This is a genomic window from Acinetobacter sp. YH12129 (genome assembly GCF_013418685.1).
Classification (GTDB): Bacteria; Pseudomonadota; Gammaproteobacteria; order Pseudomonadales; family Moraxellaceae; genus Acinetobacter; species Acinetobacter amyesii.
Map to the genome: position 1 here is coordinate 1 of NZ_VPBP01000002.1, position 18248 is coordinate 18248.

General features: G+C 43.6%; 12 protein-coding genes and 1 pseudogene. 5 read left to right on the top strand and 8 right to left on the bottom strand.

What is annotated here, in order from left to right; translation table 11 throughout:
• Positions 1-234 (top strand): transposase (locus FTU65_RS01295; RefSeq protein WP_218949630.1); only part of this gene is annotated, 234 nt, incomplete at its 5' end.
• Between the two features lie 4 nt (positions 235-238).
• Positions 239-1798: pseudogene (locus FTU65_RS01300) on the top strand (carbonic anhydrase); the annotation flags it as partial.
• A gap of 71 nt (positions 1799-1869) precedes the next feature.
• On the opposite strand, the gene FTU65_RS01305 reads toward FTU65_RS01300, so the two are convergent.
• From FTU65_RS01305 to FTU65_RS01335, 7 genes are all read right to left on the bottom strand, one after another.
• Complete coding sequence (locus FTU65_RS01305; protein WP_078189807.1) at positions 1870-2184, bottom strand: hypothetical protein; 315 nt, start codon at positions 2182-2184, stop codon at positions 1870-1872.
• A gap of 72 nt (positions 2185-2256) precedes the next feature.
• Positions 2257-3336 (bottom strand): patatin-like phospholipase family protein, encoded by a 1080-nt coding sequence (locus tag FTU65_RS01310; RefSeq protein ID WP_180065746.1) that lies wholly within the window; start codon positions 3334-3336, stop codon positions 2257-2259.
• A gap of 106 nt (positions 3337-3442) precedes the next feature.
• On the bottom strand, positions 3443-3598 hold the full coding sequence (locus FTU65_RS01315) for a hypothetical protein (RefSeq protein WP_171263744.1): 156 nt from the start codon (positions 3596-3598) through the stop codon (positions 3443-3445).
• A gap of 353 nt (positions 3599-3951) precedes the next feature.
• Positions 3952-5571 carry an AarF/ABC1/UbiB kinase family protein gene (locus tag FTU65_RS01320; protein ID WP_180066177.1) on the bottom strand — a complete coding sequence of 540 codons (1620 nt, stop codon included), beginning with the start codon at positions 5569-5571 and terminating at the stop codon, positions 3952-3954.
• Positions 5572-5589: 18 nt separating this feature from the next.
• Entirely contained in the window at positions 5590-6258 is a 669-nt protein-coding gene (locus FTU65_RS01325; RefSeq protein WP_180066180.1) for an SCP2 domain-containing protein, read from the bottom strand.
• Positions 6259-6274: 16 nt separating this feature from the next.
• On the bottom strand, positions 6275-7219 hold the full coding sequence (ubiE, locus tag FTU65_RS01330; protein ID WP_180066183.1) for a bifunctional demethylmenaquinone methyltransferase/2-methoxy-6-polyprenyl-1,4-benzoquinol methylase UbiE: 945 nt from the start codon (positions 7217-7219) through the stop codon (positions 6275-6277).
• 225 nt (positions 7220-7444) lie between these two features.
• On the bottom strand, positions 7445-8158 hold the full coding sequence (locus FTU65_RS01335) for a hypothetical protein (RefSeq protein ID WP_180066185.1): 714 nt from the start codon (positions 8156-8158) through the stop codon (positions 7445-7447).
• 205 nt (positions 8159-8363) lie between these two features.
• Here FTU65_RS01335 and FTU65_RS01340 point away from each other — a divergent pair, with 205 nt between their 5' ends.
• Entirely contained in the window at positions 8364-9782 is a 1419-nt protein-coding gene (locus FTU65_RS01340) for a phosphate--AMP phosphotransferase (protein WP_180066188.1), read from the top strand.
• A 139-nt stretch (positions 9783-9921) separates the two neighbouring features.
• Here the strand turns inward: FTU65_RS01340 and FTU65_RS01345 are convergent, their stop codons facing one another.
• Positions 9922-10443: a hypothetical protein gene (locus FTU65_RS01345; protein ID WP_078189799.1), complete on the bottom strand. Its 522-nt coding sequence runs from the start codon at positions 10441-10443 to the stop codon at positions 9922-9924.
• A gap of 179 nt (positions 10444-10622) precedes the next feature.
• On the opposite strand from FTU65_RS01345, the gene FTU65_RS01350 reads away from it, so the two are divergent.
• Entirely contained in the window at positions 10623-14408 is a 3786-nt protein-coding gene (locus FTU65_RS01350) for an exodeoxyribonuclease V subunit gamma (protein ID WP_180066193.1), read from the top strand.
• Entirely contained in the window at positions 14405-18175 is a 3771-nt protein-coding gene (locus tag FTU65_RS01355; RefSeq protein ID WP_180066195.1) for a UvrD-helicase domain-containing protein, read from the top strand. Before FTU65_RS01350 ends, FTU65_RS01355 begins: the two co-directional genes overlap by 4 nt.
• Positions 18176-18248 lie beyond the last annotated feature (73 nt).

Genomic DNA, 18248 nt, shown 5'->3' on the forward strand with positions numbered 1-18248 from the left:
TTGAAAGAAAGCAGTGTTTTGATTATGGACAATGCGACCTTTCACAAAGGGAAAAGACTTCAGGAGTTGATACGTTGTGCAGGCCATTACATTGTGTGGCTTCCTAAATATAGTCCAGATTTAAATCCAATAGAAAATATGTGGTCACGAGTCAAGGCGATTCGAACTAAGTTTAGAGTTAAAGATATTGATAAATTATTTAAAGATTACTGTAATGATTTATTTGGTATTTAGCTATAGTGGCTCGTCTTTTGCAGTTCATCCATCAAATCTCATCCAACTTCCTAACCTTTGGGATCAGCCACAAAATGTGATGATCTTTCCGGATTGGACCGCTTTAAATAATCCTCTGATTTATACGGGCGCTATCACTTTGGCGGTTGTGGCGTCATTAGAAACTCTATTGAATTTAGAAGCAGCAGATAAATTGGATCCGCATAAGCGCTCTTCACCCCCCAACCGAGAGTTATGGGCGCAAGGCATCGGCAATGTCGTTTCGGGTGCTATAGGCGGGATGCCGCTAACGTCAGTAATTGTTCGTAGTTCTGTCAATGCTAGTGCTGGAGCTAAAAGTAAATGTTCTGCCATCTTTCATGGCGTATTGCTCTTGTTTGCCGTGCTGTGTTTAGTGCCTTTGATGAACATGATTCCGCTTTCAGCATTAGCCGCAATTTTAATCCTCACTGGGTTTAAACTGACACATCCCAAATTGTTTAAACAGTTGTATTTAAAAGGTTGGAAACAATTTATTCCTTTTATCATTACCTTGTTGGCGATTTTACTCACAGACTTATTGCTCGGAATCTTGATTGGTTTAGCCAGTAGTGCGGCCTTTATTTTATATGCCAATTTTAATAAGGGACTGAAGGTGTATAAAGAGCATCATTTACATGGGGTGATTACACGGATTGAATTGCCTTCACAAGTCAGTTTTCTCAACCGTTCGGCATTAATATCTGCATTGGAACATATCCATCGCGGCGAACAAGTGGTGATTGATGCCACACATGTGAGTGATATGGATGCTGATATTTTCCAACTCATTCAAGAGTACCAACAGGAAAAGGCTGTGCAGCGTAAAGTGCAAGTGCAGTTGATTGGTTTCAAGGCACACTATGCCGATGCGCAGGAGGCGGCATTAGATATAGATATCAGTACCGCAGCTTTACAGCAACATTTGACTCCGGAGGCCGTGCTCGCTTTGCTTAAAGCCGGCAATGAGCGGTTTGTACAAAATGAGCGTTTGCAACGAGATATCTATCGTCAACTGCGGGTGACCGCAGAAGAAGGACAGCATCCGATTGCGGCAGTGTTAGGTTGTATGGATTCTCGTGCGCCGACTGAAATGATCTTTGATGTTGGAATTGGCGATTTATTTAGTTTACGCATTGCGGGGAATGTCGCGGGACAAAAAGTTTTGGGATCATTGGAATTTGCCTGCGAAGCCAAAGGTGCCAAAGTGATCGTAGTGCTTGGTCATACGGACTGTGGTGCGGTTAGCAGTGCTTGTCAGTTGCATTTAGCCGGTCAATCGATTCAGAGCTTGACGCGTATGCCGCATATTCAATATGTGCTGGGGCCACTCAATGAGTCTGTATCGCGTGTTGCCGAATTGATGCAACCACAAACGCTGAGTCCGGCATTTTTAGAGCAAGTGACGCAAATGAATGTGCATTACAACATCCGCTATATTTTGTAAAATAGTAAAGTGCTACGGCAGTTAGTGCAAGAAGGCAAAGTGGCGATCGTTGGTGCGGTGTATGATGTAAAAACTGGACGGGTTAATTTCTTCGGATAAATAAAATCGGATGACATAAAAAAAGGATCATCATGAACACATGATGATCCTTTTTATTGAACTAAAATACATTAGCGAATCATCGGTACAATCCAACTGGTAATGATCAGCAAAATACCGAAATGTCCCAATTTACGGGTGACATATACCAATTTTGACGGCTTTTGTTCCAATTGTTTCGCATAGTCTTCGATGCTAATGCCTTGTTTTGCATTACTGGTAAATAAAAACACCGCCAAATCGATACAAATTAAAATGGTACCGACATCTGCCACCACTTCCATTAAATCGTATTGGCCGCTGATCAAGGCAGTTGACACTTGATAAACAAGGAAAAGTGCAAAAGCGATGCAGGCATACTGCAAAACAGTTAAAAATATCCGCATAAATCTATACTAAATAAGCTCAAAATTCTGAAACAGGATTATAGCGTCCCTCGCAAGAGATTACTGTAACGCTTAGAGTGCTTGCATGACTGCTGGAAAGTGTTGCTTTTCAACCAACTCCAAAAACTCATCGCCCATACGCTGACTTTCAGCCACACATTGGTTCCACATTTTAATCCGTTGTTGGTTGTCTAAGCCTTTGAGGGTAAAGTCTTTACGGTCAGGCAGTCGGCCAAGCGGCAAGCTTGCAAGGTACTCTTGTGAAGGTGATAGTAACAGGGTACGCGCTTGATTGTCTGGATTAGCCTGACGTTTAAATAATTTATCAAACCAACCGGGGGTGATGCTATCTGTGAAATGTGGATACAGCACGATGCCCTGACTTTGGAAGGGCAGGTCAATGTGATAGTCGATTAGGCCGCCATCGCGGTAACTGCCTTGTGGTGCATCAGGGATATCACGGATCGCGGCCATAACACCAGGAATAGATGCAGATGCCATAAGCCACGGCATAACACTATTTTGAGTCAATGCATGGTAATGCGTGGTAAAGCCATCATCCGCCACGGTAAATTGATGACCTGACACAGGCTGACTAATTACACGCTGCATGAAATAACGACTGTGTTTACGTGCGAGCGCTGTCGTGCCCACGATTCCTGCGACAGAGGCTAATAGCGGCAGAGCTTTATCACTTTGGAAAATATGCTGAGCTTTGACTGAAAGCACAGTGAGGTGATAATCTGGGTGATTAACCAGTGCCGCTTCTTGACCTTGAATCAAATCGATCAGCATGCCACGACACACATCGCTGACTTCTTGACGACTCATCTTTTTATGAAAGCTCAGATTGGTATACAGCTCAGAGAGGCGTTTCGTGCCTTCGATAGCTCCCCAAGCAGCAATACTGGCAAAGCGCCAACTGCCAATCGATGAACCAATTAAAGTACGCTTTTGTTGCGCACGTGGCAAAAAGTCAGCAAAAATCGCCTGATCTAAACCTTGAATACCAATGCCTTTCGGGCCACCAGCAGCACCGGGCAGGATATCCACTTGAGCAGCGTTTAAACCTTCTTGTTCAATCAGTTGGCGTGCTAAATGGCCAGCACGGATATTGAGCGCAGGCGGTTTTTTTTGCAAAATTTGAGTCATGGTAGTCGCTTAAAATACAGTCGTAGAATTATTCTAGTGCGTTTTTGCACAGACCCAATGGCTGAAACTTACGACAAATGACTTCTCAGTCATATCAGGGCACCACTCACGAATGCTGTAATAATTGTTCATTATGCCGATGCAATTGAAACAAACTGAGGCAGACGATTGCCCATGTCGCCATTGGGAAGACCGCCCAAGCAAATAGATTAATGATAAAAACCACGGCCCCAGCTAATAACCAATAATTTAACCCGGCCATCAGTTTTTGCTGTGGCAAACAAAGCAGGAATAAACAGGGAAGTGCATTAAAGATAATGATCCACCAAAATGCAGCAGCTACGCTGCATCCTATACAGGGTGGTGTTGGCTGACGGTTGCCAGTTTAGAAACGGCATGTGTATATTTAGTTTAACCAACACATCAAGCAGGGTCGAAAAACTATACAGCGAGACTGTTGCACATGCTCGGAGTAGATTTCGACCATACAGTACCCCTAAATAACTGTATGACATGGCGTTCAGCCTTATTTAAATTTTTTTTTATAGCTTTAAGCCCTTTATTGTCAAAAGGCTTAAAGGATTTATGGATACATCAAGATCATTTAAATACAGATTATTTAAACACACGCCAAATGGCAAGTAAGCTTGAAAGTGCAATTAATACGATGGAAACATACCATGGCGCAATTATCGCAATGGAGAGAAAGATGGCCATAACACTGCCAAAGACCCAACTACGCTTTTGCTGATGTTCCATTTGCAAGCGCATGCTTTGCAGTTCATTGAGTTGTTTGGCATGCCAAGCTGACTGATTTTTTAAACCATTCAGACTGTCGATCATCAGCGTTGGTAAATCTTGCGCACCTAAAAGTAAGTCTGGAATTTTTTGTCCGAGTTCTTTTAAGTTTTTCTGAGGATTCATTTGCGCTTTAATCCAATCGGTCAGGATTGGTTTTGCCAAACTCCAAATATCCAATTCAGGATAGAGATCAGTTCCTAAACCTTCGACATGGACCAAGGTTTTGAGCAGCAACATCAGTTGTGGCGGAATCTCTAAATGGAAACGACGCGCAATATCCATCACTTGAATCAGGATGCCGGCGAAGTCCAATTCATGCATTGGTTTAGAGACCATCGGGCCAACCGTACGACGCATTTCACGTGCTAATGCATCTTGATCTGTACCCGGTGGAATCCAACCCGCTTGATGCACGATTTGAATCAGTTGCATAAAGTCGCTGTTCATAACCGCAAGCAGCATGCGTGCTACGGTCATTTGGTCGTGCTTTGAAAGCTCACCCATAATCGCGCAGTCCAAGGCAATAAAGCGTGGATTGCTTGGATTAATGGTTTCGACGAAGACATTCCCCGGATGCATGTCTGCATGGAAGAAGTTGTCGCGGAACACTTGGGTAAAGAAAATGGTGAGCCCTTTTTCGGCTAAATCTTTACGATCCATGCGCAAGCGATCAAAGGTCGCAATATCTGAAATTGGTACACCCGTAATACGCTCTTCGACCATGACATCACGGCTGTCCATATAGACTTCAGGCACGTACATCATGCTTGAACCGGTGAAGTAATGACGCATACGACGCGTGTTATCCGCTTCTAAAGTCAAATCCAATTCATTGAGAATAATTTGACGGTAGTCTTGAATAATTTCAGACAGATGCAGGGCACGAGCGGCTTCTAGGCGTTTTTCAAGGAACTGACCAAGCCACTCTAATATTTCAAAATCATGCAGAATTTGATTGCGAATATTCGGGCGAGTCACTTTCACTACGACTTCGCGACCATCATGCAGTGCAGCAGTATGCACTTGTGCGATAGATGCTGCGGCTAAAGGCTGCTCGTCAAAGCGTGCAAATAAGGTATTAACATCGGCTTTGAGTGATTCCTGAATGCGCATTTTGGCAACGTCATTTGAAAAAGGTTTTACACGGTCTTGTAAAAGCACCAATTGCTGTAAAACTTCAGGTGGAATCAAGTCACGACGGGTAGACAGTAATTGACCGAGTTTAATGGCCAAAGGTCCCATATCTTCTAAAGCTTGTTTTAGCTTCAGTGGATTTTTACGTTCTTTGCTTAAACGTGCTGCAGGATGTATACGAATGAGGGAAAGAATATGACGGGCTTTTTCCGGTAATTCTTCCGCAGGAAACAACGTGTCGAGTCTATAGTGCGCAGCAATGCGCCAAAGGTCGAGTAAACGTGAAACGTGCGGAATCATATATGCAATTACCTAGTCTTAAGTGTTGTCTTGTAATGAGTCAATTTGGCTGTGCAGCTGCTGAATTTTTGCTTCTGCACGGTCCAGATTTTGATTCAAAATTCGGGTGTCTTGATTCAGGTCATCCATTTGCCAGCGTGGGGCAAGCAAGCCTGAATCTTCTTTTAACGCGTCTTCAGCAAAGAACAAATGGCTTTGTAAAGTACGTTTGAGATGTTTGGGTGCAAGTTGTAACTTACCAATTTCATGCGCAAGGCTTGGACCAATCCAAGGGCTTAGATGCGAAGCTAAATCAGGCTCAGCTTGCTGCATAATGCGCTGGATATCCTGCAATAAGTGATAATCACCTTGCAATGGAATATTGCCGACATCTTCAGCCAACAGCAGTTTGAGGAGCTCGACTACTGTTTTGACATGTAAGGTCGCGGTTGCTTCAGTTATGCTTGACTGCTGTTCGAAAGGGCGTTGCTCAAAGATGGATGCAGTTTCAGTATGTCCTGTTGGCGTCGGTTCTAAGCGAACTTTCTGATCGTCAAAAAACACATCCACCGACAGCTGTGGTGAGTCGATCACCACACGCAGCATTTTGCCTTGCAATTCATTCAGTTGGATGCGAGTAATAGCATCCAAATCAATGACATGATGAATTAAGCGTTCAACTGCACCAAGTGCGAGAATCGACCACATAGTTCAGCCTGCAGTATTAAAGTTTGAAACCACGGTGTACAGCCACGATACCACCCGTTAAGTTGTGGTAATCACAGTTTTGGAAGCCCGCATTTTCCATCATACCTTTAAGAGTACGTTGGTCTGGGTGCATACGAATTGATTCTGCAAGGTATTTATAACTTTCAGAGTCATTCGCTACGATTTTACCCATGATCGGTAATGCAGTGAATGAGTACAAGTCATACAGTTTTGAGAATGGTTCAAATACCGGTTTAGAGAATTCTAAAATCAGTAAACGACCACCTGGCTTAAGAACGCGGTACATTGCAGCTAGTGCAGCATCTTTGTCAGTCACATTGCGTAGACCAAATGAAATGGTCAATAGGTCAAAACTGTTGTCTGCAAAAGGTTCTAAAGTTTCAGCATTGGCCAAAACGAAATCGACATTGGTACAACCAGCATCAATGAGGCGGTCACGACCGACATTGAGCATCGATTCATTAATGTCTGAAAGCACCACATGACCTGTCGGGCCAACTTCACGGCTAAATACTTTGGCAAGGTCGCCTGTACCGCCTGCAATATCCAGGACGTGCTGACCGCGACGTACACCTGACATGTTAATGGCAAAGCGTTTCCATAGACGGTGAATACCAAATGACATTAAATCATTCATGATGTCGTATTTTGCAGCCACTGAGTGGAAGACTTCCGCTACTTTTTGTGCTTTATCTTCGCTGCTCACGGTTTGATAACCAAAGTGCGTGGTTGCCCCAACGTTACCAGTATTCGCGCCACGTGGCAGATTATATTTGGGTACTGAACCTGTCACAGGTGTGTCGGTCAGACGTTGTTCTAAAGATTGTTGCTGACCTTGCGCTGTCCCTTGTGGTAAAGGTTCAGTTAAGAATGGACTCGCTTTGTCTGTATTTTGTGCCGACTCAGGTGTAGGGACAGGCGTTTGATTCTCGTTAGACATTAGAGTCACTCCTAACTTATAAATAGGGTTAATGTTACTTTGTAAGCATGATGACAGATTCTCTGTTGTTATACAGCAGTCATTTGCGTTTGTGGTGAATAATATACAGAAAAAATAAGGGGCTGCTGTAATTGCTTTGCAAAACCCCTATAAAAAATCTGAATTCAGTCTTGCAAGCCCAGTTTGTTTTATATCAAACATGGGCTTTGTGGGATGTGAGTTTTGTTAAGCCGCAGGCTGAAACGGGTTCGGGTCACCGGCATGTACACGGTCAACGATTTGGCGTTCTACAGCGGTAAATTCGCGGACAAATTTTTCTGCTGACTTGAGCGGTTTCATCGCCAAGAAGCCATCTTGCATAAAGTCGTACATCACTTCGAAGTTATATTTTATTGCTGCACCTTTGCACATCTTAAAGGCGGTATAGACCATAAATGAGCGCATATATTTATCTAAATTACGACCTAAATCGTCCAATAGTTGCAGCTGTAACATACGGTCCTTGCCCTGATCGAGCTTAAGATAAGTCTGGCGCATCATTTCATCGGTTAGGGGCAGATTGGATGGATAATCTTCTAATAATTGCATGGCCACTTGTTCATCAAGCTGTACGGCTAAAATGGCAAGTTGTACGCCCGAAGTACCAGTCTTTATAGCATTGTCTGGAATCAATTTTTCAGCTTTGTGCGCATAGCGGGTGAGACGTGCAATTTGTGCAGCTAATGCATCAAAATCAGGACCGCCATATAAACGGTTAATAAAATATTCAGACATCAGTACATTGTGTTTTTCAGCAAATTGCACAGCATGCGTACGTTGCATGCGCTGCTTTTGCCACTGCTGGACATCTTGTAAACGCTGTAAAATTTCTGGCTTTTTGTGGTAATTCAACTGGTAATACAGTTCAAGTAAATCATCTAATACCGCAAGTTTGGACATTGAGTGTCTCAATTATTTTTTAGATGTTTGAATCTTAGTGGGTGTTGGAGCTTAGGGCTATGACAAAGTGACGAAATTATAGGTCAATCTGAGTCAGTTTGTTGCAGAAACGGTCATATTTTGCATTTCAGCATATACATGAAAGCATTGTTGTGGGGTGAAGGGCATGGTTATACTCAAAACAGAATAAAACCAAGGGTCCGCCATGAGCTTAAAAGAAACAGAATTTCAATTGATGGATGAAGAACAACTCTCGGTTGAGCTGATTGAAGCGCAGTATCAACTAAAAAATACCAGCCGTCAGCCCAATGCCAAAAGCGTGTTGATTTTAGTGAGTGGAATCGAGCTTGCGGGTAAGGGCGAGGCTGTCAAACAGCTCCGAGAATGGGTCGATCCACGCTATTTAAGGGTGAAAGCGGATGCCCCGATCATGTTTAATCAAAAACAAACCTTTTGGCAGTCTTATGCACGGTTTATTCCTGCCGAAGGGCAAATCATGGTGATGTTTGGAAACTGGTACAGTGATTTGCTCAGTACCGCCATGCATGTGTCAAAGCCTTTGGATGAAACCTTATTTGATGAATATGTTGAGAACATGCGAGCCTATGAACAAGACCTAAAAAATAATCATGTCGATGTGATTAAAGTCTGGTTCGATTTGTCTTGGAAATCCTTACAAAAACGTTTGGATGAAATGGACCCGAGTGAAGCGCGTTGGCATAAATTGCATGGTTTAGATTGGCGCAATAAAAAGCAATATGACAACCTACAACGTTTACGTCAGCGTTTTAGCCATGACTGGGTCATCATCGACTGTGAAGATGAGCAAGTCCGTGATCAACAATTTGCACAGCATATTTTACGGACCTTAAAACATTGTCCAACACATGAAACCACGGCGGTGGGGCGCTGGAAACAAGCCAAAACCCCACAGGCGTTATTGGAACCCAGCACTGCCGTCGCTGATGAAGCCGATTATAAAAAAGAATTAAAAAAATTAAGCCGTAAGGTGGCTGAAGCTTTACGTTTTGATTCACGCAACGTGGTGATCGTCTTTGAAGGGATGGATGCCGCAGGGAAAGGCGGAGCAATTAAACGTATTGTTAAAAAGTTAGACCCACGCGAATATGAAATTCATACCATAGCAGCACCTGAAAAATATGAACTACGCCGTCCTTACTTATGGCGCTTTTGGAATAAAATTGTCCCTGAAGAGAAAATCACGATTTTTGATCGCAGTTGGTATGGTCGTGTTTTGGTTGAGCGGATTGAAGGCTTTGCTAATACCGTTGAATGGCAGAGGGCATACGATGAAATTAATCGCTTTGAAAAGGACCTATATAACACTCAAACGGTTGTCATCAAGTTCTGGTTAGCCATAGATAAGGATGAGCAAGCTGCGCGGTTTAAAGCCCGCGAAGAAACCGCACATAAACGGTTTAAAATTACTCCAGATGACTGGCGGAATCGTGACCGTTGGGATGACTATCTCAAAGCTGCTGCAGATATGTTGCAACGCACGAATACAGAATATGCGCCGTGGCATGTGATTGCGACCAATGATAAGCATAGTGCTCGTTTACAAGTGCTAAAAACGATTTTAGCGCAGTTGAAAGCAGATTGACTTTATGAAAAAAGCCACGCAATTCGTGGCTTTTTTCTTCATTTTCAAAACTCGCTCATTTTCAGATTTACTTCATCTTTAGATCTATGGTTTAGATCACTTTGATTTGTAAACTATGTTGATGCGCTAGATATCGCCGTTAAACATTGTTCGGCGTTGGGACAGGTTGGTTCGGAAATTTCTGTTGAATACGCTTCGCCAATTGGTAGCTTTCTTCTACATGGGTTTCAGCGACTTTTTTCATCACGATATAACCCAAACTGGCTGCCACCAATTGTCCACCTAGTGGAATAAATTTGGTCACTTGTTTGGTAATATATTTTGCCGCAATGTTATTCAGCGATTTTTTCATCGCGGTTCGTGCAACCACTAAGCCTGAAAATTCGACACCACGTTTACGCAGTTCCGTCCAATGAATCTGTTTGGTTTTCGGGTCATACACACTAATTTGATCTGGCGCTAAACCAAAACGCGCATTAATTTCTGGAATGAGCTGTGACAAAATTCCGACGTCAATCACCACATCCAAAAATGGCACAGGAATAATGGCTGCACCTGCTGAAAAATAAGCACGTTTTTTCACAAGCTCTAAGCATTCAGCGCGAATAATTTCCAGATTTAAGTTAGGGTCGATGGAATCAGGAATGTTATCAATTTTCATAAGCAGATACCCTTGATACTGGATTGGTTTTTTTCTCATAAAGTATCATTAAGATACTTGTTTAAAAGCATTTTTTGCAATCTATTCTCTTGTCAAAGTCGCATAGACAGCCCAAGATGTATAGTAAATAATCATTGTTGTTTTGTAGTAGTTGGTCACTCAGGCTGTAAAGGTAATCCATGGCAATACATGTAATTCAAAGTCAACGAATCGAAGTTTTGGTGGATTGTCTAATCGAAAAATTGAAATCGAATCAATCGACCAATGCTTTGTCCGTCTTGCAAGAACGACATATCGTGGTGCCCGATCAAGCCATTGCTGCATGGTTAGAAAAGCAAATTGCTGAAAAAATCAGTATTAGTGCCAATATTAAGCATCATCGTAAAATTTTAGGGCTGCAGTGGAAAGCCTACGATTGGGCCTTGCCGAATAAACAAGACCGTGAGCGGATTAAAGGTATCAACATGCCGCCGTTGATTATGCAATGGCGTATTTATAATGTTTTAGCGGTTTTTATTGCGGCTGATCAGTTTGATGCTGCACAGATGCCGACAGATGTGCAGCCCTTAGTCCAGCGTATTTTTGACAGTACAGCACAGCTTTCAGATCGAAAAAAACGTGAGCAAAAGCGGCAAGAAATGTTGTATTGGATCGCTGCTCAAGTCACTCGGCTTTTTACCAACTACATGGCCTTTCGTGGCAGTTGTATTCATACCCCAGATGAAGGTGTTGAGCACTGGGTTTGTCCACATTGCGATACTGACTGGCTAAAAGCGTGGAGTTATAACCAGCCGTTAAATATTATGCAACTTACAGGTCTGAAACCTGAACAAGCTGATGAATATCTACCGACTCAGGCTCGACAACTGGAGCATTGGCAGCGTTGGCTGTGGCATCAAGTATTCCAAAAAGACTTTAATGACCGTCAGGAAATAGACAATAAATTTTGGTTTGCCTTGGCGCATGCTGAGCAAAATCGGCAGCAGCAATTTGATTTGGATGCTGAGGATGATGAGCGCGATGATGATGAGCGTCACCAAACCTATAACGGTTTGCCTGAACAGATTTTCGTCTTTACGACCTTAGAATTACCCCCTGCACAACTGAAATTTTTATATCGCTTGGCAGCGTATACCGAAGTGCATCTGTTGTATTTCAACCCATCGCGTGAGTATTGGGCAGACATGGTCGATCCCGTATGGAAAGATCGTTATAACTTGAAATTACAACAGCGTTATATTGAGCGAAATCCCAATGTCAGCACGGCACAAATTCAGGCCTATCTGAGTACGACCAATGCGGAATTTCGTGAATCTCAGCATTCATTACTGACGCGTTTAGGTAAACGTGCGCGGGATAACTTTGCATTATTGGTGAATATGTCTGGTGGCGAAGGTTGGGAAGATATTTTTCCAGACACCGAGCCGACAACGCTGCTCGCTCAAATTCAATATGACATCATGACCTTAGAAGAACCCAAGCAGCATCAATATGCACTCGCGGGTTCAGATGAATCGATTCAATTTCATGTCTGTCATTCTAGCCTGCGTCAATTAGAGGTTTTACGTGAGCAGTTGGTACATTGGTTGGCCGAGGGCACGGAACAGGAGCCACGCCATCCGAGTGATATCTTGGTCTTGGTGCCAAATTTAAAAGAGCTTGAACCGCATATTCGGACGGTCTTTTCGACGACTCGTGGCATGGGACGCAGTGCGGTGGATTTACCTTATATCCCAGTAAAAATTGCAGGGGTGGTCAGCCAAGATATTCAAAATGCATGGCAAGCTTTCGTTGGACGCATTGAAATTAGCCAAGGTCGTTTTACCGCAGAAGATTTTCATGATTGGCTGAATTTGAATGCGGTGCAAGAACTGTATCAGCTCGACCATGTGCAAATGGAACGTATGATGGAACTGCTGATTCAAGCTGGTTTCCGTCGTGGTTTAGACGAACAGCACATGTTGGCTTATTTGTCCGAGCAAGACCGAGATTATCGTTATACCTTTAAATTTGCATTAGACCGTTTAGCTTTAGGAATTGCGATACCACAACATGCCGTATTTGAGGACACCTTAAGTTTTGCAGGGGTGTCGAGTAGTGATTTTGAGTTGGTTCAAACTTTAATTCAGATCTACCGAGATATCAGTGCGCGTCGAGATTGGCTCAATCCGAATCTCAGCACACAGACTGTCAAAGTGTGGTTGCAACAATTAGATGCAGATTTAAAGCCTTTTGTGGAAGCCAGTGGTCGAGCATTTGAAACCATTCGCAGTGTAATGCGTGCGATGACGCAACGTCTGCACAATGCTCAAAGTGATAAAGTTGAGTCGCTCCCCAATAGCTTTAATTTGCCATTATCTTTGCTGCTCAAAGAAATACAACAAGGCATCGATAGCTCTGCCGATCAGATCGAACCGACAGGATCCGTGACCTTTGCGGATATGGGGAAAATCCGCCAAGTCCCATTTTCATTGGTGGTGTTGATGAACATGGATAGTGGTAAGTTTCCACGTCGTGATCAGCAAGTGCCTTTTGATTTGATGGATGTGTTTAAACCGGTATTGGGTGATCGCTCACGTTTGGAAGATGATAAAGGTGCATTTTTAGATGCCTTGTTATTTGCCCGACAGTCCTTGTGGATTTTCTATAATGGCTTTGATGTCAATGATGGTGAAAGTCGTGAGCCATCATCCGTGATTTATGAATTTAGCCAATTCCTCGCACGGATGATTCAGCCGCAGCAATTGAACCAACCACATGATGCCATGCTGGATTTGGATGGCTTACGCATTCCACAGCAGCTCGAGCCGCTATACCATATTTATCCTTTGCAGCCATTTGACCCGATGGGTTTTCAGCAGTCGAAAAACCTACGATATAAAGATCAATGGTTTGCTGTGGCGGAACATATTTTAGATCAGTCTGGTCAACGCCAATCGTGGATTAACCGTGATTATCCTGTGCATGATGAACAAGAAGTACGGGTTTTGGATGGTCAGGAATGGATTAAAGATGTGGTGTTTCCAGCTCGTGCATATTTGAAAACGCTTGGCGTGGCCAGTGTCTATACCGGTGACCAATTACCACAGCAAGAGCCTTTATTGCTCGACCGTTTACAGCAATATCATGTCCGTGACTTATTGCAAAAGCATTATGTGCAGCCTGCCTCTCGTGTCGATCAAACAGAGGATCAGAACTCTACGACCTCAGCTGAACCCGATATGGCCTTGTTCCAAGATGTACTGCCTGTGGGACATAGCCAAATAGCGACTTGGAAGCTCAGTTTGCAAGAGCAGGCACAGTTATTAGAGCGTTTAGATGGACGCCGTGTAACCGCGACTACCTTACAAAATCTACAGCTTGAACCACATTTGATACTGAGTATCACTGTGCCTGAAGACCCTCAGAGTATGCATTGGTTAAGCTGTATGGCGTCTGGGGCAAAGCCTAAACGTCAGACGCAAACCTGGCTCGAATATCTATTGTGGTTGAGCTATTTAGACTTAGGCGATGAGGGCGCGACGTATCGTCGTGAAGTGATTTGTAATGATAAAAGCATTGTCTGTTGTGGATTAAGCTCTGCACAAGCCAAGCTACAGCTCAGTGAATGGATGGCGATGTGGAAACATGCACAAAAACGTCCTGTGGTGCTGCCTGCTGCTTTAATTCGCCAAGAAAAATGCACTTGGGTGGAAAATGAAACAGGCCAACTCATGCCAGATAATTTTGCAAAGCTTCAAGAGGAATGGCTGAAAAATCATAGTTTTGGTGGAGTGGAGCTGGAGTCGAATGAAGCCAATAGCCACCATCGCGATTGGACTTTTATTTTACAGCAACAAGCGGCAGATGAGCTTCTGGCATTGTCCTGTCGTTATTATGCAGAACGTTTATATCATGTGATGGATACCGAGGCGGATGACGGCCTAAAAAAACTTAATGTCATCAAGCCTGAGGTGAAAAAATGAATATGCCACAGCAAGCGATGAAAATGTCCACCAACCCGATTGCAGACATGAGCTTTACCGGACTGCACTGGATTGAAGCCTCTGCGGGTACTGGGAAAACCTATACGCTTTCCAGTCTGATGGTGCGGATTTTTCTCGATCGCTATATGCCAAATCAGGTCATTGCCACCACTTTCACCCGTAAAGCCACAGCGGAACTCAAAGCGCGGGTACGACTGCGGATTGAAGAAACCCGTGACTTTATTTATGGCCTGCTCGCGGCACCTCAAGATGAGTTGGCCGAACTTCAGCAGAGTTTGAGTGACCCTTTGTATCAGCAGGTGTTGAAAGATCATGGGCATCATTTAGATTATGCCTACAATCGGCTGAACGTGGTCTTACAACAATATGAAGAACTCTTTGTCGGAACTTTAGACAGCTTTAGTCAAAAGTTATTACGTGAATTTGCCTTTGAAAGTGGTCGTATCGAACAGGTGCAAATCAGTGAAGATGAAGATCTACATATTGAACGTATTATTCATGATTTATTAAGAGATTGGATTCAGCAGCAGCCTGCGCATTTGATTGAATATTTGCTGTTGAATCATCAGTTGAAAGGCCCTGAATACTATCTGGGCGTGGTAAAGGAAAGTCTAAACTTCCCATCGGTGGATTTACGTGTCCCTGAATTACCCGAAAATGCTTTGGCACATTTTGAAGCGATGTGTCATCAGCTTGCACAAATGCTGCCTGCCGCTCGTGTAGAGCTTGCAGCGTGTTTTGATGCCGCAAGTCATTATAAAAACCTGGTGGACGCTCGACGTTTTAATAAAGGGGCATTTTTTGTCACCTTTAACACACGCATTCCCGAGTTTTTACAGCACTTTGAAGCTGCGGGTAGCCAAGGGGTTTTGACCCAGTCCGACGTGTTACAACCGACGATGAAAGCCATTCGCTCATTGTTTTATGATCCGAATAAAACTGAATTTAAGCCACGTGTCTTTAAAGACAAAGTCGTTGAAGAGCAGCCTGATGTCTCAAAAGCGTTTTATCAACATGCTTTTGTTCAACAACTCCGAGCGGTGCTCAGCGCTTATGAACATATCAATCAAGCAGAACAATATCTAAATTTTTATTTGGCGCAGGAAGTCAAAAAGCGTTTGCCTCAAGTGTTGTCCCACGCTGGGGAAACCACCTTTTCACAACAAATTCGGACCTTATCGGAAGCCTTACAGCAAAGTTCAGCAGCGGGGAAAGATAGTTTTGCTGCCCATGTTTTAGCACGATATCCGCTGATTTTAGTCGATGAATTTCAAGACACCAACCAAGATCAAGATGACATGCTGTCCAGTATTTGGCGGGTCAAGGAGCGCTTACATCAGGGCTGTATGATTATGGTCGGCGACCCGAAACAGGCGATTTATGGATTCCGTGGCGGTGACATGCTGACCTATCGTAAAGCGCGTCATGATATTCAAACCAAGGGTGGACGTTGTTATACCTTGAACAAAAACCATCGTTCAGTCAAAAACTTGGTTGAAGTGGTGGATGCCTTGTTTCATCGGCAAACGGACTTTGGTGAGCAAGTTGAATACACCCCGATTCAAGCAGGTGAGCGTGAGCATCCGCCGTTGATTGATCATGATCAAGTCAATCCACAACCTCTGCGTTGGTTGGCTTTGGATGAAACGCTGAATGAAGCTGAGCAAGTGGCTTGGCAGATTCAGTCATTACTCAACCAAGCGCAGCAAGGACATTTATATTTTCAAGACAACAATACCCAGCGAGCACTGACAGCAAACGATATTGCGGTCTTGGGGCAAAACCATTTCGACTTAGAGCAAGTGCAACAATGTTTATTGCAGCTCGGCGTTCCTTGTTATAAAGCATCTCGGGACAGTGTCTATAAAAGTTCCGTCGCACAAGATGTAGCCGCTTTGCTGACCGCGATTTTGAATCCCTATCAAGAAGCCAAGGTGAAACGTGCGCTGCTGAGCCGTTTATTGGGTTTTGATCTGAAACAACTGGTCGCACTTGAACAGCAGGCAGATGGACTGAGCGACATCATCGAAAAACTCGAACAGATTCGACAAATTTGGAATGAGCAAGGATTCCGCAGCGCGTGGAATAGCTGCATGACGGTCTTTCAGGTGTGGACGCGTTTGGTGGCTGGGCAAAGTCGAGATAATGAACGCACAGTGGTGAATTTACGCCATATCGCAGAATTATTAAGTCAGCAAAGTGAACATTACACAGGTGCACATAAGCTTTATCAATGGTTTATTCGCCAAATCAATTTAGGCATCAATAATGAAAGTACCCAAGAGCGAAAATTGACTGGGCAATTGGGGGTGCAACTGATGACGATTCATGCATCCAAAGGCTTAGAGTTTGGTTGTGTATTTTTATTGGGAGCAAATGCAGGCTTAAGTGAAAAAGGCAATTTGAATTTTTCCCTTAAAGACAATCAGCAAAAAAGCCTTGGGTTAGAACGTGTGATTGCCGTGAAGTCTTCGGACTTACCCGAAGATGATATTCAACAAAATGATGCGCGCAATGAAGCAGAGCATCATCGCTTGTGGTACGTGGCGTTGACCCGTGCCAGTTATCGTGTCTATGCCGTGCTACGTCATCATGAAGTAGAAAAGAAACAAATGGCAGAAGCGCGTTCAGGACTGACTTTTTGGCGTGGAAGCGAACCTGATCTGTTCCAACATGCAGAAAGTGTGGATGCTGATGTTTTGCGTGCAGCACCACCAATTTTGACTCAGACTCAGGTTGAAACTGTTGTATTAGACGCGGAAGAAATTCCCGACAGCCATTTTTATCCACGGGAAACCACCAGTTTTACCGCGCTCACGCGTACGGCACATAAGACACATATACAACGTGACCAACTGGCAGCGGTCATGACCGAGCCAGAAGACAGTGCTGCCGATGAAGTTGAACAGCTTGAAATCGTTGAAGCAGAAACGGCAGAGAAAATAAGCTGGATTAAACGGCATTTTCCAAAGGGAACCAAGCCCGGAAGTTTCTTGCATAAATTGATGGAAAAAGTTCGATTTAGCACCCCAGAAGAGAAGTTGGCCAAAGCCATCGCATCACGTTTTCATAGTGATGTTGAGTTTGATTCGCCGCAAATGTTGCAAAACTTAATGAAACAGTTCGGGCAAACGGCAAACCCTGAGCAAGATGAAGCTGAACTGATTGAAGAAATGCGGGAATGGTACAGTCAAATTATTCATACACCATTGCATGATGGTTTTAGCTTGCATCAGTTAAACGATGGCGAATATCGTTCGGAAATGGATTTTCATTTGAGTATGGCAGATCGTGCATTGGCGATACGTAAAATACGCATGCTATTTGAAAGCCTAAAAGAGCCAGATTTACAAATACAAGATTTGAATGATGTGTTTACAGCACGCTATCTGACGGGGTCGATTGACTTGGTGTATTTTGATGGTCAGCGCTATCACATTGCCGATTATAAAAGTAATTTCTTAGGCGATCAGACTGCACATTATGATCATGCCTATATTCGAGAAAGTATGAGTCATTCCAGTTACTGGTTGCAGGCTGCATTATATTTGGTGGCCCTGCATCGTTATTTGAAAGCCGTGATGAAAGACTATGATATGACGCAGCATTTGGGTGGGGCGAGTTATCTGTATCTTCGTGGTATGGATGGACAGTCCGATCGTGGAGTATATCACTGGAAGCCGGCGGATACATTCATTCAAAACCTCGATGCAATATTGAGCGAAAAGGTTGTGGCTAAAACGTGAAAAAGCACGAAAAAGATAAAAATATTCACGCTGAAACAATAAGTTGCTTTGTGGATAAGTTTGAGGATAACTG

Bases quoted from the DNA above. Each gene is read 5' to 3' on its own strand.
- FTU65_RS01305 (WP_078189807.1), bottom strand. From the start codon at position 2,184: ATGCGGATATTTTTAACTGTTTTGCAGTATGCCTGCATCGCTTTTGCA.
- FTU65_RS01310 (WP_180065746.1), bottom strand. From the start codon at position 3,336: ATGACTCAAATTTTGCAAAAAAAACCGCCTGCGCTCAATATCCGTGCT.
- FTU65_RS01315 (WP_171263744.1), bottom strand. From the start codon at position 3,598: ATGGCCGGGTTAAATTATTGGTTATTAGCTGGGGCCGTGGTTTTTATC.
- FTU65_RS01320 (WP_180066177.1), bottom strand. From the start codon at position 5,571: ATGATTCCGCACGTTTCACGTTTACTCGACCTTTGGCGCATTGCTGCG.
- FTU65_RS01325 (WP_180066180.1), bottom strand. From the start codon at position 6,258: ATGTGGTCGATTCTCGCACTTGGTGCAGTTGAACGCTTAATTCATCAT.
- ubiE (WP_180066183.1), bottom strand. From the start codon at position 7,219: ATGTCTAACGAGAATCAAACGCCTGTCCCTACACCTGAGTCGGCACAA.
- FTU65_RS01335 (WP_180066185.1), bottom strand. From the start codon at position 8,158: ATGTCCAAACTTGCGGTATTAGATGATTTACTTGAACTGTATTACCAG.
- FTU65_RS01340 (WP_180066188.1), top strand. From the start codon at position 8,364: ATGAGCTTAAAAGAAACAGAATTTCAATTGATGGATGAAGAACAACTC.
- FTU65_RS01345 (WP_078189799.1), bottom strand. From the start codon at position 10,443: ATGAAAATTGATAACATTCCTGATTCCATCGACCCTAACTTAAATCTG.
- FTU65_RS01350 (WP_180066193.1), top strand. From the start codon at position 10,623: ATGGCAATACATGTAATTCAAAGTCAACGAATCGAAGTTTTGGTGGAT.
- FTU65_RS01355 (WP_180066195.1), top strand. From the start codon at position 14,405: ATGAATATGCCACAGCAAGCGATGAAAATGTCCACCAACCCGATTGCA.